The organism is Mesorhizobium sp. ES1-6 (assembly GCF_020164775.1).
GTDB lineage: Bacteria > Pseudomonadota > Alphaproteobacteria > Rhizobiales > Rhizobiaceae > Mesorhizobium.
The window spans coordinates 1-23,081 of the sequence record NZ_JAIUGU010000023.1 but is presented as its reverse complement, the minus strand read 5'-3'; the positions used below and the strand labels follow the sequence as shown (position 1 = coordinate 23,081).

Here is a 23,081-nt window from a genome sequence, read left to right as displayed (position 1 = left end):
ACGGAAAACAACCGTCTCACGGGGCATGCGCATGCGGCATTTCGATTCACCAGATACTTTCCCCGGACAGCCCTGCCCTTTGTGGGAGAAGGTAAGAGCTGCCGCGATACCACCGCTCGATTGCTCCAATCGCATCGGCGGTCTATGTAAAGTCGCATGAGTGACACGACTTCACGCCTGACCGGCTGGACCGATCTTGCCAATCCGACCCGGTTCGTTGGGCTGGCGGATAGGCTTGTGCCGTGGCTGGCGGCGTTCGCCGCGCTCGTTCTCGCCGCTGGCCTCTATATGAGCTTCACCGCGCCCGAGGATTTCCAGCAAGGCATCACGGTGCGCATCATGTACATCCACGTGCCTTTCGCCTGGCTCGCCATGATGTGCTACACGCTGATGGCCGTCTCCGCGCTTGGCACGCTGGTCTGGCGGCATCCGCTGGCCGACGTCGCGCTCAAATCGGCGGCCCCCATCGGTGCGGTCTTCACCGCGCTGGCGCTGATCACCGGTTCGATCTGGGGCAAGCCGATGTGGGGCACCTGGTGGGTCTGGGACGCCCGCCTGACTTCCGTCTTCGTGCTGTTCCTGATGTATCTCGGCATCATCGCGCTGACCCGCGCGCTGGATGACGCCAGCCGCGCCGCCTGGGCCGCCGCCATCATAACGCTGGTCGGCTTCATCAACATCCCGATCATCAAATTCTCGGTCGACTGGTGGAACACGCTGCACCAGCCGGCCTCGGTGTTCCGTCTCGGCGGCCCGACCATCGATCCCAGCCTGCTCTGGCCGCTGCTGGTGATGGCCGTCGGCTTCACGGTGCTGTTCTTCACGCTGCACCTGATGGCCATGCGCACGGAGATCCGCCGTCGCCGGGTCATCGCGATGCGGCGTGTGGCGGCACGGCAGGCGGAGCGGACTTAAGCTTCTCTCACAAGGGAAGCTACGGAATTTCCAAGCAGCTGGTCTTCGGCCATGGCGTGCATGGCAGCTTGGCGAATTCATTTTCTTATGCCGCCCTGGTCGACCCCCACTCCGTCGAGCTTCGCTCGACACCTCTCCCCCGATCGACGGGGTAGAGGAAAGGCACCAGGCTTTTTGCCGTCAACGCTCGTCCAGAAAAGCTCCCTTCCTTTCCCTCCGGAGGGGGGGAAGGTGGCGCTGCGAAGCAGCGACGGATTGGGGGCACCACGTGGCAATCAAGCCCCGCGCCGATCAGTCGCGCCAGTCACATAAGATCTGTGGCTAGCTTAGCAGGTGGAAAAGGAAGGCCGCTCACCCCATCAGTCCGCGCGCTGCCACCGGCAGCGTTTCCAGCACCTTTTCACCGTCGATCAGGTTTACGTCGTTGAACAGATTGGTGACGACGCAGCAATGGTCGGGCACCACGCGAACCCGCTCGCCGATGCGCAGCTTGCCGTCGCCCGAAAGCGTGACCGTGCCGTGCTCCTCGCTCAGGCCCGTCACCAGCGCCCCCGGCACGCCCATCAACTCTCCAAAATCCTTTAGCCCAAGCGTATCGCTGGACAGCGCCTTGCTGCCACTATCGAGAATGGCGCGCGTTGCTGTCGGATGGCTGACCACGGTCGCGAGCACCGTCAGCGCGCAATCGTCTGTCGTGCCGACGCCTTTGGCGACCTGGTAGCGGTCGAGATAGATATAGGTGCCGGGCCGGTATTCGGTGACGACGGAGGCATCGGCGGAACGCCACATATCAGGCGTGCCGCCGCTGGAGATGCGCTCACAGGCGATCCCTGAAGCGGCCAGCGCCTGCTTGGCTTCGGCGAGCCAGGCTTCGGCTTCGGCCGCGCGGCCGGCGGCCGGATAGGTCATCAGCCCGCCAAAGGCGAGACCGCCAGCCTGGTCGATCACCCTCGCCAGCGCAACCGCCTCATCGGCCGTCTGCACGCCGCAGCGCCCCATGCCGGTGTCGCATTCGACCAGGACCGATAGCGGATGCCGGGTATCGGTGAAGGTGGCGGCGAGCCCCTCCAGCGTCTGCACGCTGTCGGCCGTGACCGACAGCGTGACGCGGCCGTGCAGCGCCTGCAGCCGTTCGAGCTTGGCGCGGCCAAGGATGTTGTAGGGGAGAAAAATATCCGTCAGCCCGGCATCGGCCATCACCTCGGCCTCGCCGATCTTCTGGCAAGTGATGCCGACGGCACCCGCCGCCACTTGCTTCTTTGCCCAATAAGGCAGCTTGTGCGTCTTGATGTGCGGCCTGAGCTTCAGTCCGTTCTTGTCGGCATGGGCCTGTGCGCGCGCTATGTTGGCTTCGGCGCGCGCGACGTCGATGAGGATCGACGGCGTATCGAGATCATGGATGGTCGGCATCGGCTATATCCCATGGAGTCCGCAGGCGTTATGAGCCTGAAAGCCGGCGATGTCACGCGGCCAGCAGGCTGGATCGGTGGGCCATGCGCGGGACGTCAAGGGTCGAACAGGCAAGGCTCGAACAGGCAAGATGGATCGACACCGCAGCGGCGTTCGGCTATGCGATTGTCGGAAAAAATCGACACGAAGGGTCACGATCATGAAACGCTCCGCCATCAACGAAATTATCCGCGAAGCCGACGCTTTCATCCGCTCGTTCGGCTACGTCATGCCGCCCTTCGCCTACTGGTCGCCGGAAGAAATGAAGGCGCGCCAGGTCGACTCCTCGGCCATTCACAGCTCGCGGATGGGCTGGGATATCACCGATTACGGCCAGGAGAAGTTCCACGAACTCGGCCTGTTCCTGTTCACCACCCGCAATGGCCGCTACGAGGACATGAAGAAGGGCATGGGCATGCTCTACGCCGAGAAGATCATGATCTCGCGCAAGGACCAGCTGTCGCCGATGCACCGCCACAACGTCAAGGCCGAGGACATCATCAACCGTGGTGGCGGCAAGCTGGTGCTGGAACTGTTCATGCATGACCGCGACGGCGGGATCGACCCCAGGGCCGAGGTTTCGGTGCCTGTCGACGGCACCATCCACAGGCTGCCGGCGGGCGGGCTCCTGAAGCTCGATCCGGGCCAGAGCGTCACGCTGATGCCTGGCGTCTGGCATGCCTTCTGGGCCGAGGGCAAGGACGTGCTGATCGGGGAGGTCTCGACCGTCAACGACGATCTCACCGACAATGTCTTCCGCGAGCCGATCGGCCGCTTCTCCAACATCGAAGAGGACGTCGCTCCCCTCCACCTTCTGGTGGCCGACTATGAGAAGTGGCTGGCCTGATTCCGACGCTGGTAGAGGCGCCGACCCTGCCAATGGTGGGTCGGTGCCCTTAATGACAGCAGCTTGCTCCTGATTGCACGCTCGTCCGGCACAGGCAGGACGAAGTGATCGGCACATCGGCCCTGGCCAGCGCCGTGGCAAGCCTTGACTGCATCGCCGGCAATTCTTCAGCCTCGCCGCGCCGGCTCAAACATTCTACCAGCCCGTGCAGCGCCCAGACATTGTCCGGGTGCTGGGCGCAGCGCTGCACCTTGCCGCTCAGGCCCAGATCGTCGCGATAGACCTGCTCGGCTTCCGCTGCATGACCCTGGTCGAGAAGCAGCGCCGCCAGCGCATGGCGCGGCGGGTGCATCCAGGCCCACGGCTCGGTGTAGGACAGATTGTCGTCCATCTCGACCGCGCGCTTGAGATGACCATAGGCCTCCTCGTGCCGGCCCTGATGATAGGCAAGCTCACCGTCTAGCAAGGCCGCGCCGACGTCAAGCGAGGCGCGGGCCGGGTTGCTGAGAAAACGGCGCTCGGCTGGGATGCCTTCGAGATGCCGGTGGAACCGTTCTCGCTCCCGCTCGGCTTCGGCGAACTGTCTCAGCGTCGCATGCGCGACGCCCTTGGCGTAGTGCTGCATGGCAGCGGTCAGCACATAGAGACCCGGCTCCGCTGCCATCGGCTCGTCGATGATCTCCCGCCAGCGGCCGAAGCGCACCTCAACATGCGATTTCATTGCGTGATAGCCTTCGACCGTCTGGGTGAGCTTTGGCCGGTCGGGCATGCTGACCACATCGCGCGTCACCAGGCGGCGCACCTCGTTCGCGCCCCACCGTGCCGGGCGGTATTGGCCTGACAACATGCAGGTGAACATCATCAGGTGCAGATCGTGGCAGCAGCCGAGCAGGTAGTAGGTCGGCTCGTCCGCATAGGCGAGATAAAGGTCGTTGGCGCGCACCGCCTTCTCGCTGGCAAGCCTGGCCTTCTCATAATCTCCGCACAGCACATAGATATGCCCCGGCATGTGGTTCATGTGCCCGGCATCGGGGCACATCTCGCCGAGCAGGTCGGCCGAGCGGATGCCGCGTTCGGGCATGGTGGACATTTCCAGGAGATGGATGTGCAAATGGACGATCGCCGGATGCTGGGCGATGCCGGCCTCGTCGGCGAGCCGGATCGAGCGCTCGCAGACGTCCAGCGCCTCGACGACATCGGAATTAGGCGCCGGTTCACCGGTCTTGAGGTCCCACAGGCGCCGCACGGTCCGCATCATCATCGCCTCGACGAACAGCGCCATCACGTCATGATCGTCGGGAAAGTTCTGATAGACCCGCCGCATCGCGGCGGCATAGGCATCATCCCATTGCTCGAATTCCCGCGGGCTCACCCGGTGCGGCTTCTGGAAGCGGCAAGCCAGCGCTTCGATCAGTTGCCTTTCGACGTCGCCAGCGGCGGCCGCGCTGGCACGCGCCGACTGGACGTGCTCGAAACAGCGCTTCGTCGCACTCTCGGCCTCTGCCTCGCCATGCTCCTTCCAGGTGAGATTGTAGAAAGGCCCGGCCGCGTAGGCGATGCCCCAGTGGACCATCGGGCAATCCGGATCGGTCTCCAGCGCCTTCTCAAAGCACTTGATGCCTTCCTCGTGGTTGAAGCCGTAGCACCAGTTGAGCCCGATATCGAACCAGCGCTGGGTCTCGGCGGAGCGGGTGGAGATCGAGCGGCGGTAGGTGCCAAGGTCGAAGCGGTCCATGAATTCTCGTTCCAACTGTTGTCGACTGCAATCCAGACCAGATTCCATTCTGGCGCGCCGCCCTTATTTTGTCCCTCCGGGCACCGCTTCGTTTTGCCAGCCAGCTAGCTCCGGCAGGTCGTCAAGCCAACTTTTCTCGGTCATCACTTCATCGCCGGGCTGCGGTGCAGCCTGCGCAGCGTGCTGAATCAGCCAGTCCATCCACTTCCGATAGGCAACCGCGTCCAACTGCGGCGGCAGCACCTTGGCCTTGAGCAGCATCCTCTTGCGGAAACTGGTTTGCCGGCGGAGTTTGGTCGTCGTGAACTTGATTGCCTTGCCTTGGTAGTCAACAGTCCAGCGGTCGCCGCCATGGCTGACAAGCCCGTCGACGGCGAAACCGGCATCGACCGGCCTATCCCGCCAGGGAAGTTCGACGGCATTCTTTCGCAGGTCGATAGCCCATCGCCTGTAGCTGGCCCCGGCACGCTGTGGCGGCAGCACGCCGGCCTGTTCGAGCACCTTCCTTCGGAAGGTAGGTTGCTTCTTGAGCTGGCCGGTCGTGAACTCGATGCGATGCCCACGAACCTCGACGTGCCACCGCACCCTTCCGTTGCCGACATACTTCACCAACCTGTCGATGAGGAATTCTCCATCGGCAAGCATCACGCAGCCTTGGCTGATGCTTTCGCGGATGAATTCGGTGTCAGTGACCATCGGGCGGGCTCGTGCGGGAATCCTCAAGAAGCTTAGCCGTGAACGCGCGAGCCGCCATCACATATACCGAGGATCGGAGTGATGAGTGCTATCGAATTTTGGCTGGGGAACCTGGATTCGAACCAGGACTAACGGAGTCAGAGTCCGTGGGTCTACCGTTAACCTATTCCCCAGCAGGCGTGATTTTCACGATAAACGTGAAACCGCGCGGGCCGAGCGGGCTAGCCGCTGTGAGCGCTGCCTTGTAGCCGCCAGCGGAAAATAGTCAAGCCTGCTCTGCGCTTCAATTGCCAGCTTTTGTCGCTGGCTCCGAAAGCCGGCGTTTTCCACTGGCGTGCGATCCGCGTCTCAGCTCTCCCTGCGGCTGAATTGCGAGCGTTCGAAGAACAGCACGATGCCAAGGCCCAGAATCAGCGGGATGATGAGATAAAACAGCCGGAACACCAGCAGCGCGGCCAGCACGCCGACAGGGTCCATGTCGGAAAGCCCGGCGAGAAACACCACCTCGAACACACCGAGGCCGCCCGGCGCGTGCGAGATCTGGGCCACCGAGAAGGAGACGAGGAAGACGCCGAGCACGACGAAATAGCCGGGATTGTGCACCCCCGGCAGGGCGAAGAAGATGATCGCGGCTGCCGCCAGGAGTTCGATCGGGCCGATCAGCAGCTGCCTGATGACAATCGGCAGCGCCGGATAGTGAAGCTGGAAGCTGGCGATTTTCAGCGGACGCAGATGCAGCCAGCTGCCGAATATATAGGCGGCGATGAGGATCAGCATGGCGATGCCAGCCGCCTTCGACAGTCCGTGATGGGCGATGCCGGAAAAGCGGTCGATAATCTGCGGCTCGAACACCAGCACGAGGCCGGCGGCGAGAATCGTCGACAACACGAAGGTTATCCAGCAGATCGCCACCAGCACGCCGACTTCCTGGCCCGTCAGGCCCCTGGTGCCGTAGGCGCGGTAGCGGATGACGGCGCCGGAAAACACCGAGCCGCCTATGTTGTGCGACAGCGCATAGGTGGTGAAGGAGCAGAGCGTCACGAACAGCCACGACACCTTCTTGCCAATATGCAGCAGCGCAATGTGATCATAGCCGGCGAGCGCGGCATAGGCGACGACCGAACTCAAGCCAGCCAGCATCCAGCCGCGGGCCGGAATGGCCGCCAGCCCGTCCCAGACGTCGTCGAGCGAGACGCCGCGCAATTCATGCCAGAGCAGCAGCAGCGAGAAGATCACCGCGCCGATGCCGACGACCGGCCAGAAATAGCGTTTCCAGTTCATTGCCCGACTGCCATGCGTTTCCTGTCCGCGTCCTTTTCTGTCGAGAGGCCAGCGCCCCGAATTCCCCATTAATTTCAGAAATGCCTCATTGAAGCCGGCTATTCAACCGCGAACACTTGTCGCGGCTGATGCTGTCCCGATTTGCCGCGCCCCGCGACGGTGTTGCGCTACCAGCCACGCCTTGCCGGTACATTGCGCCAGCGCGAAAAGCAGGCCCGCGCAGCCAGCCGGCAAAATTCGGCAGGCGGCTCTTGGTGATCGGGCGCGGCACTGTTAGTCTGACGGCAACTTGAAACATGCCAAAGCGCCTGCTGCGTCCGTCACCGGTTCGCGCGGCGCCGGAAGGAACGACAGTGGAAGACCGCGACACCGGCGCAGGCGCGCCGGAGGTGGGCGCGTCCAGCGCTTCCCCGGGGTCATCAGGCCCGGGGACAGCCGGTTGGCAGCAACGCCGCCCGACGGAGCCTCGCTCCGTGAATGGGCAGGCGGGCGACGCGACCCAGAAAGGCAAGCCCAAGAAGCGGCGCAAGCGAAGGCGTGGGCGCAAGGTTTTCGCGCGCGACGAGGCACGCCCCGACGAGAATCGGTTGCCGGTGCAAGGCAAGGCCGCCGTCGCCGCATTGGACTTGAAACCGGTGGCGGTCCAGGCGATCGCGCCCGCCGTTCCGTTGCCACGCCCCGAGCAAGGCAACCGCCGGCCGCCGCTGCACGAGCTTCCCGTTTTCGCGGCACTCGACCTCGGTACCAACAATTGCCGGCTCCTGGTCGCCGTTCCCACCCGCCATGGCCAGTTCCGCGTCATCGATGCCTTTTCGCGCATCGTCAGGCTGGGCGAGGGGCTCACCGCCAATGGCCGGCTCGGCCAGCCGGCGATGGACCGCGCCGTCGAGGCGCTCAAGGTCTGCGGCGACAAATTGCGCGGCCGCAAGATCAGGAAGGCAAGGCTGATCGCCACGGAAGCCTGCCGCTCGGCCGAGAATGGCGTCGAATTCCTCGAACGCGTCGAACGCGAGGCCGGCTTGAAGCTCGAGATCATCGACCGCCAGACCGAAGCCCGCCTTGCGGTTTCCGGCTGCGGCTCGCTGGTCGAGCGCGACACGCAGGGCGTCGTGCTGTTCGACATCGGCGGCGGCTCTTCGGAGATCGCGCTGATCGATCTCACCGGCCGCCGTTCGCCGCGGCTGGCCAACCACATCGTGTCGTGGACATCGCTGCCGGTCGGCGTCGTCTCCTTGGCCGAACGCTTTGGCGGCCGCACCGTGACGCGTGAGATCTTCACCGCCATGGTCGACGACGTCGCAGGCCGGCTTGCCGCCTTCGACGGCCGCGACCGGCTGAGCCACCTCAAGGCCAGCCCGAATTTCCACCTGCTCGGCACTTCTGGCACGGTGACGACACTGGCCGGCGTTCATCTCGATCTCGAACGCTACGACCGCCGCCGGGTCGACGGCCTGTGGATGGATCGCGACAGCGTCGACCGCATGGTCGAAAGGCTGGTTGGCTGGGATTTTCAGCAGCGTTGCGCCAACCCTTGCATCGGCGCCGACCGCGCCGATCTGGTGCTGGCCGGCTGTGCTATATTGGAAGCGATCCGTGCGGTGTGGCCGTCGGAACGGCTGCGCGTCGCCGATCGGGGCCTGCGCGAAGGCATATTGAGCGAGCTGATGGCCGATGACGGCGTCTGGCGCAATGATGGGTGTGGCCGTTAAATGACCAAGAAACCGGAAAAACCAGGTTCGGCCAGCATTCGCGTGCTGAAGACGCGGATCAAGAAGAAGAGCGGCCTGAAGGAATCGTCGCGCCGCTGGCTGCAGCGCCATATCAACGATCCCTATGTCCAGCGCTCCAAGGCCGATGGTTATCGCTCGCGTGCGGCCTACAAGCTGATCGAGATCGACGACAAGCATCATCTCTTGAAGCCCGGCATGAAGGTCATCGATCTGGGTGCCGCCCCCGGTGGCTGGTGTCAGGTCGCGGCCGCGCGCACGAAATCGACGGCCGAAAACCCGCATGTCATCGGCATCGATTATCTGGAAATGGACGCCGTGCCCGGTGCGCCGGTGCTGCTGATGGATTTTCTCGATCCGCAGGCTCCGCAAAAGCTGGCCGAAGCGCTGGGCGGAGACCCGGACGTCGTCCTGTCCGACATGGCGGCGCCGACAACGGGCCACAAGCGGACCGACCACATCCGCACCATGCATCTGTGCGAGGTGGCGGCCGATTTTGCGCTGTCGGTCCTGAAGCCCGGCGGCCATTTCCTGGCCAAGACCTTCCAGGGCGGCGCCGAGAACGAACTTCTCTCTATGCTCAAGAAGAATTTCCGCTCCGTCCACCACGTCAAGCCGCCGGCATCGCGCGACGAGTCGGTCGAGCTTTATCTCTTGGCGAAAGACTTCAAAGGGCGAGAGACCGCTCCGCCGTCAGGCGGATCGGAACGTCCAGTGGACGTTCCGAAGGACTCGAGCGCCCGGAGCCATAGCGAAGGGCCGGGGGATGCTGAGGCCTGACTGGCCCACCAACTACCGCTCCGCCGTCAGGCGGATCGGAACGTCCAGTGGACGTTCCGAAGGACTCGAGCGCCCGCAGCCATAGCGAAGGGCCGGGGGACATCGACGGCTGAATTGGCCGCCTCACTCTCCCGGCGATCTCACCGGTTCCAGCGTCTTCGGCGTCGTCAGCCGGCCATGGCCCGACACGGCGTTGCCGGCGTCGGGCGCCAGCCGCATGAACGACAGCGATGCCGCCGCCGATACCGCCGCCACGATGAAGAAGGCGGTGTGGAAATCGCCCAGCGTCAGCGGGCCGCCATGGATCGAGGTCGAGACTTCCAGAACACCGCCGGCAAGGGCCACGCCGAGCGCGATCGAGAGCTGTTGGAACACCGCCGTGATCGGCGTCGCCTTGCTGGTGTCCTCGGCCGACACCTCGGCATAGGAGAGCGCGTTGACGCCGGTGAAGAACATCGAGCGGATGAAGCCGCCGACCAGCAATATGGCCAGCATCAGCGCGTAAGGCGTTTCGGGGGTGAAGAGGCCGTATATGGCGATCGATGCGGCGGCGACCAGCGAGCCGACGATCAGCACGCGCCGGAAGCCGGCAACGCGGAAGATCAGCGCGGTGACGAATTTCATGCCTATGGCGCCGATCGCCGAGACGAAGGTGATCATGCCGGACTGGAACGGTGTCAGCCCGAAACCGATCTGGAACATCAGCGGCAACAGAAATGGCACGGCACCGATGCCGACCCGGAACAGGCTGCCGCCGAGCACCGAGGAGCGGAACACCTGGTTGCGGAACAGCTCGAGCGCCAGCAGCGGATTTTTGGCGCGGCGCGCATGCATCAGGTAGAGCGCGCCCGACACCAGCCCGACGGCCACCGTGATGAGGCCGGTCGCCGGCGGCAGATAGGGCAGGCTGACCACCGACAGCCCGAACACGACACCGGATGCCGCTAGCCCGCTCAGCACGAAGCCGATGAAATCGAGCGGCGGCGTCTCGGTGGCTTCGGTTTCCGGCAGGAAGCGTGTCGCCAGCCAGATGCCGATCAGGCCGATCGGAACATTGATCAGGAAAATCCAGTGCCAGGTAAAATAGGTGGTGATGAAGCCGCCGATCGGCGGACCGACCAGCGGGCCGACCAGTGCTGGAACGGTGAGCCAGGACATGGCGGCGACCAAATCGCTCTTGGGCGTGGCGCGCACCAGAACCAGGCGCCCGACCGGCGTCATCATGGCGCCGCCAATGCCTTGCAGGAAACGCGCAACAACGAAGGCCGGCAGCGAACCCGACAGCGCGCAGGCGACCGAACCGGCAATGAACACGGCGATCGCGGCACGAAAGATGTTCTTGGCGCCGAAGCGGTCGGCCATCCAGCCGCTGATTGGAATGAAGATCGCCAGGGACACAAGATAGGCCGTCAGCGCAAGCTTGAGCGCGATCGGGCTGGTATGGATGTCGATGGCGATCGCCGGCAGCGATGTCGCGATGACGGTCGAATCCATGTTCTCCATGAAAAGAGCGACCGCCAGGATGAGCGGGATTGTGCGGTTCAAGGAACGCGTCCGAATTGGCCAAAACTGCGTTGCCGACTGGGGCAAGCCGATACGAAAGGGCGGTTATCACGCCTTTGGCCTGATGTCGCTTAATTTGCTGTCACGTTTGTGCGACCGCAAGGAGGTTGGCAGTCTCTTGGACGACCTTATCTCGGATGCCGCAAGGCAACGGCCAGCTACGGAACGGCTTGCGAAAGGTGACGGCTCTCATTATTGTAGTGAATATAACTACCACGGAGGCTTTATCATGGAAGAAGCCGTCTCGGCAGCCGATGCCAACCGCAGGTTTTCTCTTATCCTGCGTGGCGTGCGCGAGGGCCAGAGCTATGTCGTGACCAGTCACGGCCGCCCCGTCGCGCGGATCGTGCCCGCGGATCAGCAGCAGGGTGTGGCTTCCCGCTCACGCACGGCGCTGTTGTCCCGACTCGAACGCCAACCTGTCGTGAATACCGAACGTTGGACCCGTGACGAACTCTATGAGGACGAGCGGTGAAGTTTACGCTTGACACCAACATCCTTGCCTACGCGGAAGGGATCAACGGTGCCGAGAAGCGTGATATCGCTCTCGATCTGCTGCGCAACCTCCCGCAGGAGTCTGCAGTTGTTCCCGCTCAGGTCCTTGGTGAATTGTACAATGTCCTGGTCCGCAAGGCTGGACGAACGCCCGGGGCTGCCCGTGACGCCCTTCTGAGCTGGCGTGACGCGTTTCCAGTTGCCGCGACCACTCAAGACATAATGATGATGGCCGCTGATCTGGCCAATGATCATCGTCTGGGAATTTGGGACGCGGTCATTCTCTCCATTGCCTCGCGGGCCGGCTGCAGGCTGCTGCTGTCGGAAGACATGCAAGATGGCTTCACATGGGGTGGGGTCACCGTCGTCAGTCCATTCGCCTCGCCGCGCCATGCCTTACTGGATGCTTTCCTCGGCAAGCCATCCGAATAGAAGGCGCAATCATCGTCTTTCCAACGTCATCGCGACGTGTTACCAGCCAGCGCCAATCCTGAAAGGGAATAACGAGTCGGCGCTGTCCATTCCGGTCCAGCGCTTTTTCGCATTCAAAGGGCTGGCCATGGCAAAAATCATCGAAACGTCCACCGGCGCACTGGCGCTGACTTTTGACGACGTGCTTTTGCAGCCCGGTCATTCCGAAGTCATGCCCGGCCAGACCGATATCCGCACCCGCATCGCCGGCGACATCGACCTCAACGTGCCTATCCTGTCGGCGGCGATGGATACGGTCACCGAGGCAAGGCTTGCCATCGCCATGGCGCAGGCAGGCGGCATCGGCGTCATCCATCGCAATTTCTCGCCGGCCGAACAGGCCGAGCAGGTACGACAGGTGAAGAAATTCGAATCCGGCATGGTGGTCAATCCGGTCACCATCGGACCCGACGCCACGCTCGCCGACGCGCTGTCGCTGATGCGCACCTATTCGATCTCGGGCATTCCGGTGGTCGAGAATGGCGGCGCCGGCGGCCACAAGACCGGCCGGTTGGTCGGCATCCTGACCAATCGCGACGTGCGCTTCGCTTCCGATCCGGCGCAGAAGGTCTATGAATTGATGACCCGTGAGAACCTGATCACGGTCAAGGAGAATGTCGACCAGGACGAGGCCAAGCGGCTGCTGCACCAGCACCGCATCGAGAAGCTGGTCGTCGTCGACAAGGCGGGCAATTGCGTCGGGTTGATCACCGTCAAGGACATCGAGAAGTCGCAGCTCAACCCGCACGCCACCAAGGACGCGCAGGGACGCCTGCGCGCCGCGGCCGCCACCAGTGTCGGCGATGACGGCTTCGAACGCGCCGAGCGTCTCATCGAGGCCGGCGTCGACCTTTTGGTGATCGACACCGCGCATGGCCACTCGCAGCGCGTGCTGGACGCGGTGACGCGGGCGAAGAAGCTTTCCAACTCCGTGCGCATCCTGGCCGGCAATGTCGCCACCGCGGAAGGCACGCGGGCGCTGATCGATGCCGGCGCCGACGCAGTCAAGGTCGGCATCGGTCCGGGCTCCATCTGCACCACCCGCATCGTGGCCGGGGTCGGCGTTCCCCAGCTTTCGGCCATCATGTCGGCGGTCGAGACGGCGCACAAATCCGGCGCCTCGGTGATCGCCGATGGCGGCATCAAATATTCCGGCGATCTGGCCAAGGCACTCGCCGCCGGCGCCAGTGCCGCCATGATCGGCTCGTTGCTTGCCGGGACCGACGAGAGCCCGGGCGAGGTCTATCTGCACCAGGGCCGCTCCTTCAAGGCCTATCGCGGCATGGGCTCGGTCGGCGCCATGGCGCGGGGCTCCGCCGATCGCTACTTCCAGGCCGAGGTGCGCGACACGCTGAAACTGGTGCCGGAAGGCATTGAAGGACAGGTTCCCTACAAAGGACCTGTGTCTGGCGTGCTGCATCAGCTTGCAGGCGGGCTGAAAGCCGCTATGGGTTATGTCGGTGGCCGCGACCTTGCCGATTTCCGCGAACGCGCCACCTTTGTGCGCATATCCAACGCCGGACTTCGTGAAAGCCACGCCCATGACGTCACGATTACCCGCGAAAGCCCCAACTATCCCGGCGGAGCCTGATTCTTCCGGGCTTTGGCGCAACTTGACCGCCATGGTGCTGCGCCTGTCGCGCCATGTCGGCGCGCTCTGCTTTCTCTCGGCGGCGGTTTTCATCGCCATGACGGGGATGGAGTTCTTCTATTTCCGTCAATTGAGCGGGGGCCTGTCCTCGCTCGACATGCGTTATTTCGGATTCACACCCGATGAGGGCATGGCCTGGCTGACGGCGCTTGGCCGACGCGGCAGCGAGATCATCCTGGTCTGGCATTACCTGACCTTCGCTCTTTTGTTTCCGGCGCTGTTGTCGCTGACGCTGGTCAGCCTGATCCTGGCGACAGCCCGGCGCCTGAAGAATTTCCGCGTGCTGCCGGGGCAGGTGCAGTCGATCTTCGCGCTGGTCCTGGTGCTGCCGTATACGCTCGCCGACTATGCCCAGAATATCGCCGTGGCGCGCCTTCTGTCCGATTTCCTCTATGCCAACCCGGACTCGCTGTCTTTTGCCTCGGCGCTGATCGTCACCAAATTCGCGCTTCTTGCCGTCCCGCTCATCGTCATTGCCGCTTTCTGGCTGGCGGGCCAAAGACGTCAGGATTGATGCCGTAAAGGGCAGGAGCCATTCAATGAACCAGACGACGATCTTCTGGCCGGTGCTGGCTCACGTGCTGCTGATCTACATCGTCTATGTCGTCATCGGCCGGCGCCGCTATATCGCTGTCAAGTCGGGTGAAGCCAAGGTCGGCCAGTACAAGGTTCGTTCGACCGAGCCGGCCTCTACTGTCACCGTGGCGAACAATTTGATCAACCAGTTCGAACTGCCGGTGCTTTTCTACGTGCTGTGCCTGACACTGCACATGACCAACGGCGTCAACTACACGACCCTCGCACTGATGTGGATTTTTGTCGCGTCACGCTATTTTCACGCCTGGTTTCACCTGACCAGCAACAACCTGCTGCTGCGCAACCGCTCCTTCGTGCTGGGCGCGGTGGTGCTGGCGCTGGGCTGGATTTGGTTGGCCCTGCACTTGCTCGCAATCGTATGAACTGCGCCAAATCCCCTTCTCCAAAAGGAAGAGGGAAAAGGCCGGCCCTTACAGATCGAACACCGCGATCTTGCGCTTGTCGAACTTGATGCCGATCTCGCCGCGCACAAGCTTCAGCGCCTGTTCGCCGAAGACGGCCCGGCGCCAGCCTTGCAGCGCCGGCACATCGGCATCCTCGCCCTCGGCGGCGATGCGGTCGATGTCGTCGCTGGAGGCGAGCACCTTCGAGGCGACGCCCTGCTTTTCGGCGACGATCCTGAGCAGCACTTTCAAGAGTTCCGAAGCGGCATTCGAGCCCTCCGGGGGCTGGAAGTTTTTCGGCAGTTTCGGCATCTGCTCCTTTGGCAGGGCAAGCGCGGTGTTGACCGCGCCGAGCAGCGCCGTCGCCGTCGAGGAGCGTTCCCAGCCCTTGGGCGTCGTGCGCAGCTTGGCAAGGCCTGCCGCATCGCGCGGCCCTTGCTGCGCGATCTCGTAGATCGCGTCGTCCTTGAGCACGCGGCCACGCGGCACGTCGCGCTCGCGCGCCTCACGTTCGCGCCATGCGGCCACGGCCTGCACGATCGCCAGCTCCTGCGGTTTGCGAAGCCGCATCTTGAGCCGCTTCCAGGCGTCCTCGGGGTGCGGATCGTAGGTCTCGCGCGAGGTCAGGACATCCATTTCCTCATTCAGCCAATGGGCGCGGTTTTCCCGCGCCAGCTCGGCGTTGAGGTGCTGATAGACCTCGATCAGATGGGTGACGTCGGCCAGCGCGTAGTCGAGCTGCTTGTCGGATAGCGGCCGATGGCGCCAATCGGTGAAGCGCGACGACTTGTCGAGTCGGGCGCCGGTGATGCGCTGCACGAGCTGGTCGTAGGAAACACTGTCGCCGAAGCCGCAGACCATCGCCGCAACCTGGGTGTCGAATACCGGGTGCGGAACGAGATCGCCGAGATGGACGATGATTTCGATGTCTTGCCTGGCGGCATGGAAGACTTTGACCACCGCCTCGTTGGCCATCAGCCTGAAGAAGGGAGCGAGGTCGATGTCGGGTGACAAAGGATCGATCAGCGCCGTCACGCCGGGCGCCGCCATCTGGATCAGGCACAGGATTGGCCAGAAGGTCGTCTCGCGGATGAATTCGGTGTCGACGGTGACGAATTCCGACTTTTCGAAAGCGGCGAGAACGGTCTCGAGTTCTTTCTGGGTGGTGATGACGTGCATCAAATCGCTTTTGGCAGGAGTAGGGTCTTCCTAGATTTCAGCCGGAAAGGCTTTCGTCAAGCTGTGGTGCCAGCGTCATGGCCCTTCCGGACTGTCTGGATCACTATTTCTCCTGGCCAGCCGCGCGAAAATGGTCGAGGTGCGCAACAGGGCGGTGAAGCGGCTGCGCTTGCCGGCCGGCACGCCGGACCGGGCGCGCATGCGGTAGAGGATGACGGCGATGAACACCGCGTAGACCACGGCGCTGAAGGCAAACAGCGCGCTTGGCCCGAAATACTGCATCGCTGTCGAGGCCGCGAAAGGGCCGCCAATGGCGCCGAAGGAATAGAACAGCATCAGGGCGGCGTTGATCAGCACGAACTCGCCGGCATCCGCGCGGTCGTTGGAATGCGCGGCCGACAGCGAATAGAGCGGCATGGCGAAACAGCCGAAGAGGAAGATGATGATGAAGTTGAGCAGCGGATTGCTGCCGGCCACGAACACCAGCGCCAGGGCCGAAAGCATTGCGCAGCAGGTCGTCAGCAACAGCACCCGGCGCCGGTCCCAGCGGTCGGAGAGGTAGCCGAGCGGATATTGGATGATGGCGCCGCCGAATATGCCGACGCTGACGAAAGTAACGACATCGGCGACCGACATGCCGATCTGCTCGGCATAGACCGGCGACAAGGTGCGAAAGGCGCTGTTGGTGACGCCGACGGCGATGCAGCCGAAGCAGCCAAGCGGCGAAATCCGCCAGACGCGCGCCAGGTCAAGCTTGACCTCCTCCGGCGGCGTCGGGTTGGAGCGGTCGCCAAGCGAGACCGGCACCAGCGACAGCGTGATCATGATCGACATGATGGCGAAGATGGTGAAGCCGCCGGCGCCGAAGACGGGAATCAGGAACTGAGCGCCGGTCACGGAACCCGTATCGACCATCCGGTAGATCGCCAGCACGCGGGCGCGGTCATGGTTGCTGACGCCGGAATTCAGCCAGCTCTCGACGATGGTGAACAGCCCCGCGAAACAGAAGCCGCCGGCAAAACGCACCGCGCACCACATCACGGGATCGAGCACCAGCACGAGCAGCAAGGTGCCGACCGAGGCGATCGCGGCCAGTGCCGAAAACGCCCTGATATGGCCGACCGCCTTCATGACGCGGGTGATGGCCAGGCAGCCAAGCAGGAAGCCGGCGAAATAGAAAGTGCCCATCAATCCGATATCCGATGCCGAAAACCCTTCCTGCGCGCCGCGTAGCGCGATCAGCGTGCTCTGCAGCCCATTGCCGCCGAGCAGGATGCCTGCGGCGAGAAGGAGCGGGATCAGCGGGCGGATTGAGGACATGAAGAGGCGATCACGTATCGGTGATGCCTTTTTGAACCATTGCTCTGGTCAATGCCAGCGGCAAATCCTTGGCACGACCTTGCCGCCAGCCTCCTTGCCTTGACAAACCCGGCCTCCCATGCGCTTTTCGCGCAAATTTTCAGGCTGGGCCTTAATGCTTCGGCCTGCCACCTAGCACCCCGGACTTTTGACCATGACAATGCATCGTTACCGCAGCCATACCTGTGCCCAGTTGAGAAAGAGCGACGTCGGCAACTCCGTCCGCCTGTCGGGCTGGGTGCATCGCGTGCGCGACCATGGCGGCCTGCTGTTCATAGACTTGCGCGATCACTATGGCCTGACCCAGATCGTCGCCGATCCGGATTCGCCCGCGTTCAAGGTCGCCGAGACCGTGCGCGGCGAATGGGTGATCCGCGTCGACGGCGAGGTCAAGGCGCGCTTGCCCGAGACCACCAACGCCAATTTGCCGACCGGCGAGATCGAGATTTTCGCCCGCGAGATCGAGGTGCTGTCGGCGGCCAAGGAACTGCCGCTGCCGGTGTTCGGCGAGCCGGACTATCCCGAGGACATCAGGCTGAAGTACCGCTTCCTCGACCTGCGCCGCGAGACGCTGCACAAGAACATCGTGGCGCGTACGAAAATCATCGCGGAGATGCGCAAGCGCATGGGCGAGGTCGGCTTCACCGAATTCTCAACCCCGATCCTGACCGCCTCGTCGCCGGAAGGCGCGCGCGACTTCCTGGTGCCGTCGCGCATCCACCCCGGCACTTTCTACGCGCTGCCGCAGGCGCCGCAGCAATACAAGCAGCTGATCATGGTGTCGGGCTTCGACCGCTATTTCCAGATCGCGCCCTGTTTCCGCGACGAGGATCCGCGCGCCGACCGTCTGCCCGGCGAATTCTACCAGCTCGACCTCGAAATGAGCTTCGTCGAGCAGGACGACGTGCTGTCGACCATGGAACCGGTGATGCGCGGCGTCTTCGAGACCTTCGCCAACGGCAAGCCGGTGACGCAGAAATTCCAGCGCATCCCTTATGATGTCGCCATGCGCAAATACGGTTCCGACAAGCCGGACCTGCGCAACCCGATCGAGATGCAGGCCGTCTCCGACCATTTTCGCGACTCCGGCTTCAAGGTGTTCGCCAACATCCTGGCCAACGATCCGAAGGCCGAGGTGTGGGGCATTCCCGCCAAGACCGGCGGCAGCCGCGCTTTCTGCGACCGCATGAACTCGTGGGCGCAGGGCGAGGGCCAGCCCGGGCTTGGCTACATCTTCTGGCGCAAGGAAGGCGACAAGCTCGAAGGCGCCGGCCCGCTTGCCAAGAACATCGGCGAGGAGCGCACCGAGGCGATCCGCCAGCAGCTCGGCCTTGCCGACGGTGACGCTGCCTTCTTCGTCGCCGGTGACCCGAAGAAATTCGTTTCTTTCGCGGGCGCCGCGCGCACACGCGCGGGCGAGGAACTGAACCTTGTCGACCGCGAACGCTTCGAACTGTGCTGGATCGTCGACTTCCCGTTCTTCGAATGGAACGAGGAGGAGAAGAAGATCGACTTCGCCCACAACCCGTTCTCGATGCCGCAAGGTGGCATCGATGCGCTGAACGGCGAAGACCTGCTCGGCATCAAGGCGTTCCAGTACGACATGGTCTGCAACGGTTTCGAGATCGCCTCGGGCGGTATCCGCAACCACCTGCCCGAAACCATGGTCAAGGCGTTCGAAACGGTCGGGCTCGACCGCGCTACGGTCGAGGAGCGCTTCGGCGGCCTCTACCGCGCCTTCCAGTATGGCGCGCCGCCGCATGGCGGCATGGCCGCCGGCGTCGACCGCGTCGTCATGCTGCTGGTCGGCGCCAAGAACCTGCGCGAGATCACCATGTTCCCGATGAACCAGCAGGCCTATGATTTGTTGATGAACGCTCCCTCGGAAGCTTCGCCGCAGCAGCTTCGCGAACTGGCGCTGCGCGTCGCGCCGACCAAGAAGGACGCCTGAACGGAGCTTCGGGCTTCACTTCAGGAACTTGCTCGAACCGGTTCTTTCGATTCGGCGATCCATCAAAAAGCCCGGCATCGCTGCCGGGCTTTTTTCGTGTCCTGAGATCGTTTCGATCAGTCCTCGTTCGCCTTGACGGTCACGCCGAGCGTCTTCGGCAGGTCGAGCGGGTTGGACATGGCGCCGGCCATGATCAGCGCGAAGGGCACCGATGCCGGCGGCTCGGCCGAGATTTCGAGGCTCTTCGGATCGTCGAGATACTTGCTGACCGCCGCGGTCACCTGGGCCGTCAGTTCCGGATTGTTGAGCTGCGCCATGCCGAACGGCACGATCGCCTTGGCCTGGTTGGCGATGTCCTTGGCCGACATGCCCTGCTGCTTGCCGACATAGTCCAGCACCTTGCCGGTCAGCGAATCGTCGTCGAAGCGGATCGAGGCGCTGTTGAACGACAGCTGCTGCAGCAGGCCGAGCATGGCCATGCCTTGTGCCGAATTGTCGGCGCCTTCCGGCTGCGCGGCCATCTTCTTCTGCATTTCCTGCAGCGACTTGATGAAGTCGATCGTGTAACCGCCGAGGTCGAAGGTCATGCCGAGCGTGCCGGCATTCTCAACGGAGATGTCGTATTTCGACAGTTCCATCTTGCCGTCCGATGGCTGCCAGGTGCCCGCCATTTCGAGATTGCCGGAGATGTTCTGGTAGCCGAGCGCGTTGATGACTTCCTTGGACTTGGGATCGTCGACCAGCGAGAGATCGGCCGTGAACTTCTCCGTATTGGCGGTGAAGTCCATCGCCTTGCCGTCGGCCGGCGGCGTGATCTGGATGGCAAGGCCGTCCATGGAGAAGGCGGTCTTGTCGGCGACCTTGACCGTCATGTTCGACAGTTCGGCGGATTTGTACATCATCAGCGAGCCAAGCGGGCTGGTGGAGCCCTCGGCCGGCACCGTCATGTCATGGATGACGAAGGGGCTGAGATCGAGGGTGACGCCGTCCTTGCTGTGTTCGAAGGCCGAGGTCGACACTGTGCCGATATCATAGCCGCCATTGGCTTCGGTGATGTTCTCGAGCTTGACGTCGCCGATCGCCAGCGCTTCCTTTTCCGCGGCCGGTTTCACCGACACGCCCTGCAGCACCATGCTGGTGTTGTCGCCTGTCACGCCGGTCCAAGAGATGTCGACGCCCTGTGCGGAGAGCGCCGCCTTGAGCCGGTCGGCGACCGCTGCATCCTGGGCAAGGGCCGCGTTCAGCGGAAGCGTGAGCAAGAAAGTCGAAAAAGCCAGTTTCTGGAGAGTGGAGCGTTTGATTGTCATCGCGAGGTCCCTGAGTGTGTCCTGAAAATTGTTTTTCAATTCTTTGCGCTGTCACCATTCCGTGACGAACTGGACGGGAAAAAGGCGCATCCCGCCACATTGGTCAAAAATCCAGGCGAAAGGCAAACCCGAACCGACGTCATTGTCCATACCGGTAAATTCGCCATGAAGATCGGGCCGTCCCGCACTGTCGCGCTTGGCAATAGAGACGGCATGTAACAGATTGATGTTGGCCGGCAAGCTTCCTCTTCCGCTTGGATGTTGCAGAACCATGGGATCGAAACGATCGCCAGGCACGCGCCTCTTGCCGCGAATCACCCGCTCGGCTAGGTCCAGCCCATGGGAAAAAGGCTTTTGCCGCCTGACGATGGCGGCGGCGATCATATCGAACCGGTCGATCTGAAGAAGGCGCTGGAAGAGCGCTATCTCGCCTATGCGCTGTCGACCATCATGCACCGGGCGCTGCCGGACGTGCGTGACGGGCTGAAGCCGGTCCATCGCCGCATCATGCACGCCATGCGCCTGCTGCGCCTCAATCCCGACCAAGGTTTCGCCAAATGCGCCCGTATCGTCGGCGAGGTGATGGGCAAGTTCCACCCGCATGGCGACCAGTCGATCTATGATGCGCTGGTGCGGCTGGCGCAGGATTTTTCGATGCGCTACCCCCTGGTCGACGGCCAAGGCAATTTCGGCAACATCGACGGCGATAACGCCGCCGCCATGCGCTACACCGAAGCGCGCATGACCGACGTGGCGACCGACTTGCTTGCCGGCATCACCGAGGACGCCGTCGACTATCGGCCGACCTACAATGAAGAGGACGAGGAGCCGGTGGTGCTCCCCGGTGCCTTCCCCAATCTGCTGGCCAACGGCTCGTCCGGCATTGCGGTCGGCATGGCGACATCCATTCCGCCGCACAACGCGGCCGAACTCTGCGACGCCGCGCTTCACCTGATCGAGCATCGCGACGCGCCGGTGGCCAAGCTGATGGATTTCGTCCAAGGCCCGGATTTTCCGACCGGCGGCATCATCGTCGACAGCCGCGCCTCCATCTTGGAAGCCTACGAGACCGGTCGCGGCGGCTTTCGCGTGCGCTCGAAATGGAGCCAGGAAGACCAGGGCAGGGGCACCTGGAGCATCGTCGTCACCGAGATCCCCTATGGGGTGCAGAAGGCGCGGCTGATCGAGAAGATCGCCGAGCTGTTGATGGCCCGCAAGCTGCCGCTGCTCGAGGATATCAGGGACGAAAGCGCCGAGGACATTCGCGTCGTGCTGGTGCCCAAGAGCCGTTCCGTCGACCCGGGCATCCTGATGGAATCGCTGTTCAAGCTCACCGAACTCGAAAGTCGTTTCCCGCTTAACATGAACGTGCTCTCGCGCGGCAAGGTGCCCAACGTGCTCTCGCTGAAAGGCGTGCTGCAGGAATGGCTGGATCACCGCCGCGACGTCCTCATCCGCCGCTCGAAACATCGCCTCGGCGAGATCGAGAGGCGGCTGGAAATCCTCGCCGGCTACCTGATCGCCTATCTCAACATCGACGAGGTGATCAAGATCATCCGCGAGGAGGATGAGCCCAAGCAGGTCATGATGGCCCGCTGGTCGCTCACCGACACCCAGGCCGAAGCCATCCTCAACATGCGCCTGCGCGCTTTGCGCAAGCTGGAGGAGTTCGAGATCCGCAAGGAATTCGACGGCTTGACCGCCGAGAAGAAGCAGATCGAGGCGCTGCTGGCGTCCGATGCCAAGCAGTGGGCGACGATCAAGTGGGAAGTCACCCAGGTTCGCGACAAGTTCGGCCCTGAGACCGAACTCGGCAAGCGCCGCACCCAGTTTGCCGATGCGCCCGAGCACGACCTGACCGATATCGCGCACGCCATGATCGAGCGCGAGCCGGTGACCGTCGTTGTTTCGGAAAAGGGCTGGCTCAGGGCAATGAAGGGGCATCTGGCCGATCTTTCGACACTGACCTTCAAGGAGGGCGACAGCCTCAAGCTCGCCTTCCATGCCCAGACCACCGACAAGGTGCTGGTCTTCACCACCGGCGGCAAGTTCTACACGATCGGCGCCGACCGGCTGCCGGGCGGACGCGGCCATGGCGAGCCGATCCGCATCATCGTCGACATGGACAATGACCAGGACATCGTCACCGCCTTCGTCCACGATCCCAAACGCAAGCTGCTGCTCGCCTCGTTCGACGCCAATGGCTTCATCGTTCCGGAGGAAGAGGTGGTCGCCAACACCCGCAAGGGCAAGCAGGTGATGAACGTCAAGGCACCCGACGAAGCCAAGCGCTGCGTGCCGCTCATCGGGGATCACCTGGCCATCGTCGGCGAGAATCGCAAGATGCTGGTGTTCGCGCTCTCCGAGATTCCGGAGATGGGTCGCGGCAAGGGCGTGCGGCTGCAGAAATACAAGGATGGCGGACTGCTCGATCTCAAGCCGTTCACATTGGAGACCGGCCTGTCTTGGCAGGATTCGGCCGACCGCACCTTCACGAGGTCGCGCGAGGAATTGGCCGAATGGATCGGCGCGCGGGCCTCGGCGGGACGCATGGTGCCGAAAGGGTTCCCGAGAACTGGGAAGTTTGGGTAACTTGGCCCTCTTCCTTCTCCCCTTGTGCAGGGCTGTCCGGGGAAAGTATCTGGTGAATCGAAATGCCGCATGCGCATGCCCCGTGAGACGGTTGTTTTCCGTC

At 63.1% G+C, this 23,081-nt stretch carries 20 protein-coding genes and 1 tRNA gene; 11 read left to right on the top strand and 10 right to left on the bottom strand.

What is annotated here, in order from left to right:
* Nucleotides 1-156 precede the first annotated feature (156 nt).
* Nucleotides 157-915 carry a heme ABC transporter permease gene (locus LB564_RS31170; RefSeq protein ID WP_224542874.1) on the top strand — a complete coding sequence of 253 codons (759 nt, stop codon included), beginning with the start codon at nt 157-159 and terminating at the stop codon, nt 913-915.
* Nucleotides 916-1,266: 351 nt separating this feature from the next.
* Here the strand turns inward: LB564_RS31170 and LB564_RS31165 are convergent, their stop codons facing one another.
* Complete coding sequence (locus LB564_RS31165; RefSeq protein ID WP_224542873.1) at nt 1,267-2,325, bottom strand: D-TA family PLP-dependent enzyme; 1,059 nt, start codon at nt 2,323-2,325, stop codon at nt 1,267-1,269.
* A gap of 199 nt (nt 2,326-2,524) precedes the next feature.
* Here LB564_RS31165 and LB564_RS31160 point away from each other — a divergent pair, with 199 nt between their 5' ends.
* Entirely contained in the window at nt 2,525-3,211 is a 687-nt protein-coding gene (locus LB564_RS31160) for a D-lyxose/D-mannose family sugar isomerase (RefSeq protein WP_224542872.1), read from the top strand.
* Between the two features lie 49 nt (nt 3,212-3,260).
* Here LB564_RS31160 and LB564_RS31155 read toward each other — a convergent pair whose 3' ends face one another.
* The 4 genes from LB564_RS31155 to LB564_RS31140 all read right to left on the bottom strand — a co-directional run bounded on the left by LB564_RS31155 (nt 3,261) and on the right by LB564_RS31140 (nt 6,923).
* On the bottom strand, nt 3,261-4,946 hold the full coding sequence (locus tag LB564_RS31155) for a hypothetical protein (protein WP_224542871.1): 1,686 nt from the start codon (nt 4,944-4,946) through the stop codon (nt 3,261-3,263).
* A 63-nt stretch (nt 4,947-5,009) separates the two neighbouring features.
* Complete coding sequence (locus LB564_RS31150) at nt 5,010-5,642, bottom strand: hypothetical protein (RefSeq protein WP_224542870.1); 633 nt, start codon at nt 5,640-5,642, stop codon at nt 5,010-5,012.
* A gap of 99 nt (nt 5,643-5,741) precedes the next feature.
* Nucleotides 5,742-5,815, bottom strand: a tRNA-Gln gene (locus LB564_RS31145).
* A 175-nt stretch (nt 5,816-5,990) separates the two neighbouring features.
* Nucleotides 5,991-6,923 (bottom strand): lysylphosphatidylglycerol synthase domain-containing protein, encoded by a 933-nt coding sequence (locus LB564_RS31140; protein WP_224542869.1) that lies wholly within the window; start codon nt 6,921-6,923, stop codon nt 5,991-5,993.
* A 353-nt stretch (nt 6,924-7,276) separates the two neighbouring features.
* Between LB564_RS31140 and LB564_RS31135 the strand changes: the two genes are divergently transcribed.
* Nucleotides 7,277-8,632, top strand: coding sequence for a Ppx/GppA phosphatase family protein (locus LB564_RS31135; protein ID WP_224542877.1), 1,356 nt, complete (start codon nt 7,277-7,279; stop codon nt 8,630-8,632).
* Entirely contained in the window at nt 8,633-9,430 is a 798-nt protein-coding gene (locus LB564_RS31130) for an RlmE family RNA methyltransferase (RefSeq protein WP_224542868.1), read from the top strand. It abuts the gene before it with no gap.
* A 123-nt stretch (nt 9,431-9,553) separates the two neighbouring features.
* On the opposite strand, the gene LB564_RS31125 is transcribed toward LB564_RS31130, so the two are convergent.
* Nucleotides 9,554-10,975, bottom strand: a complete 1,422-nt coding sequence (locus LB564_RS31125) for an MFS transporter (protein ID WP_224542867.1) — start codon at nt 10,973-10,975, stop codon at nt 9,554-9,556.
* 247 nt (nt 10,976-11,222) lie between these two features.
* On the opposite strand from LB564_RS31125, the gene LB564_RS31120 reads away from it, so the two are divergent.
* The 5 genes from LB564_RS31120 (at nt 11,223) to LB564_RS31100 (ending at nt 14,569) form a co-directional block, all read left to right on the top strand.
* Complete coding sequence (locus LB564_RS31120; protein ID WP_140707306.1) at nt 11,223-11,468, top strand: type II toxin-antitoxin system Phd/YefM family antitoxin; 246 nt, start codon at nt 11,223-11,225, stop codon at nt 11,466-11,468.
* On the top strand, nt 11,465-11,920 hold the full coding sequence (locus LB564_RS31115; RefSeq protein WP_224542866.1) for a PIN domain-containing protein: 456 nt from the start codon (nt 11,465-11,467) through the stop codon (nt 11,918-11,920). The genes LB564_RS31120 and LB564_RS31115 overlap by 4 nt, the downstream gene beginning before the upstream one ends.
* 127 nt (nt 11,921-12,047) lie before the next feature.
* Nucleotides 12,048-13,550, top strand: coding sequence for an IMP dehydrogenase (guaB, locus tag LB564_RS31110; protein WP_224542865.1), 1,503 nt, complete (start codon nt 12,048-12,050; stop codon nt 13,548-13,550).
* 31 nt (nt 13,551-13,581) lie between these two features.
* Nucleotides 13,582-14,124: a hypothetical protein gene (locus tag LB564_RS31105; protein ID WP_224542876.1), complete on the top strand. Its 543-nt coding sequence runs from the start codon at nt 13,582-13,584 to the stop codon at nt 14,122-14,124.
* Nucleotides 14,125-14,149: 25 nt separating this feature from the next.
* The gene (locus tag LB564_RS31100) at nt 14,150-14,569 is read left to right on the top strand and encodes an MAPEG family protein (RefSeq protein ID WP_224542864.1); all 420 of its coding nucleotides are present in this window, start codon (nt 14,150-14,152) and stop codon (nt 14,567-14,569) included.
* Between the two features lie 48 nt (nt 14,570-14,617).
* Here LB564_RS31100 and rnd read toward each other — a convergent pair whose 3' ends face one another.
* Together rnd and LB564_RS31090 are read right to left on the bottom strand one after the other, a co-directional pair.
* Nucleotides 14,618-15,769, bottom strand: coding sequence for a ribonuclease D (gene rnd, locus LB564_RS31095; protein WP_224542863.1), 1,152 nt, complete (start codon nt 15,767-15,769; stop codon nt 14,618-14,620).
* Nucleotides 15,770-15,844: 75 nt separating this feature from the next.
* Entirely contained in the window at nt 15,845-17,089 is a 1,245-nt protein-coding gene (locus LB564_RS31090; RefSeq protein ID WP_224542862.1) for an MFS transporter, read from the bottom strand.
* Nucleotides 17,090-17,288: 199 nt separating this feature from the next.
* Here LB564_RS31090 and aspS point away from each other — a divergent pair, with 199 nt between their 5' ends.
* A complete protein-coding gene (aspS, locus tag LB564_RS31085) occupies nt 17,289-19,079 on the top strand; it encodes an aspartate--tRNA ligase (RefSeq protein WP_224542875.1) in 1,791 nt (596 codons plus the stop codon).
* Nucleotides 19,080-19,195: 116 nt separating this feature from the next.
* Here the strand turns inward: aspS and LB564_RS31080 are convergent, their stop codons facing one another.
* Complete coding sequence (locus LB564_RS31080) at nt 19,196-20,386, bottom strand: hypothetical protein (RefSeq protein ID WP_140706978.1); 1,191 nt, start codon at nt 20,384-20,386, stop codon at nt 19,196-19,198.
* A gap of 51 nt (nt 20,387-20,437) precedes the next feature.
* Entirely contained in the window at nt 20,438-20,770 is a 333-nt protein-coding gene (locus tag LB564_RS31075; RefSeq protein ID WP_224542878.1) for a hypothetical protein, read from the bottom strand.
* On the opposite strand from LB564_RS31075, the gene parC reads away from it, so the two are divergent.
* A complete protein-coding gene (gene parC, locus LB564_RS31070; RefSeq protein ID WP_140706976.1) occupies nt 20,726-22,978 on the top strand; it encodes a DNA topoisomerase IV subunit A in 2,253 nt (750 codons plus the stop codon). The genes LB564_RS31075 and parC overlap by 45 nt on opposite strands.
* The last annotated feature ends 103 nt before the right edge of the window (nt 22,979-23,081 follow it).

What these genes read in the sequence shown, in the direction of transcription:
- LB564_RS31170 (WP_224542874.1), top strand. Translation starts at nt 157, where the DNA reads ATGAGTGACACGACTTCACGCCTGACCGGCTGGACCGATCTTGCCAAT.
- LB564_RS31165 (WP_224542873.1), bottom strand. Translation starts at nt 2,325, where the DNA reads ATGCCGACCATCCATGATCTCGATACGCCGTCGATCCTCATCGACGTC.
- LB564_RS31160 (WP_224542872.1), top strand. Translation starts at nt 2,525, where the DNA reads ATGAAACGCTCCGCCATCAACGAAATTATCCGCGAAGCCGACGCTTTC.
- LB564_RS31155 (WP_224542871.1), bottom strand. Translation starts at nt 4,946, where the DNA reads ATGGACCGCTTCGACCTTGGCACCTACCGCCGCTCGATCTCCACCCGC.
- LB564_RS31150 (WP_224542870.1), bottom strand. Translation starts at nt 5,642, where the DNA reads ATGGTCACTGACACCGAATTCATCCGCGAAAGCATCAGCCAAGGCTGC.
- LB564_RS31140 (WP_224542869.1), bottom strand. Translation starts at nt 6,923, where the DNA reads ATGAACTGGAAACGCTATTTCTGGCCGGTCGTCGGCATCGGCGCGGTG.
- LB564_RS31130 (WP_224542868.1), top strand. Translation starts at nt 8,633, where the DNA reads ATGACCAAGAAACCGGAAAAACCAGGTTCGGCCAGCATTCGCGTGCTG.
- LB564_RS31120 (WP_140707306.1), top strand. Translation starts at nt 11,223, where the DNA reads ATGGAAGAAGCCGTCTCGGCAGCCGATGCCAACCGCAGGTTTTCTCTT.
- guaB (WP_224542865.1), top strand. Translation starts at nt 12,048, where the DNA reads ATGGCAAAAATCATCGAAACGTCCACCGGCGCACTGGCGCTGACTTTT.
- LB564_RS31105 (WP_224542876.1), top strand. Translation starts at nt 13,582, where the DNA reads ATGGTGCTGCGCCTGTCGCGCCATGTCGGCGCGCTCTGCTTTCTCTCG.
- LB564_RS31100 (WP_224542864.1), top strand. Translation starts at nt 14,150, where the DNA reads ATGAACCAGACGACGATCTTCTGGCCGGTGCTGGCTCACGTGCTGCTG.
- rnd (WP_224542863.1), bottom strand. Translation starts at nt 15,769, where the DNA reads ATGCACGTCATCACCACCCAGAAAGAACTCGAGACCGTTCTCGCCGCT.
- LB564_RS31090 (WP_224542862.1), bottom strand. Translation starts at nt 17,089, where the DNA reads ATGTCCTCAATCCGCCCGCTGATCCCGCTCCTTCTCGCCGCAGGCATC.
- aspS (WP_224542875.1), top strand. Translation starts at nt 17,289, where the DNA reads ATGCATCGTTACCGCAGCCATACCTGTGCCCAGTTGAGAAAGAGCGAC.
- LB564_RS31080 (WP_140706978.1), bottom strand. Translation starts at nt 20,386, where the DNA reads ATGACAATCAAACGCTCCACTCTCCAGAAACTGGCTTTTTCGACTTTC.
- parC (WP_140706976.1), top strand. Translation starts at nt 20,726, where the DNA reads ATGGGAAAAAGGCTTTTGCCGCCTGACGATGGCGGCGGCGATCATATC.
- LB564_RS31075 (WP_224542878.1), bottom strand. Translation starts at nt 20,770, where the DNA reads ATGATCGCCGCCGCCATCGTCAGGCGGCAAAAGCCTTTTTCCCATGGG.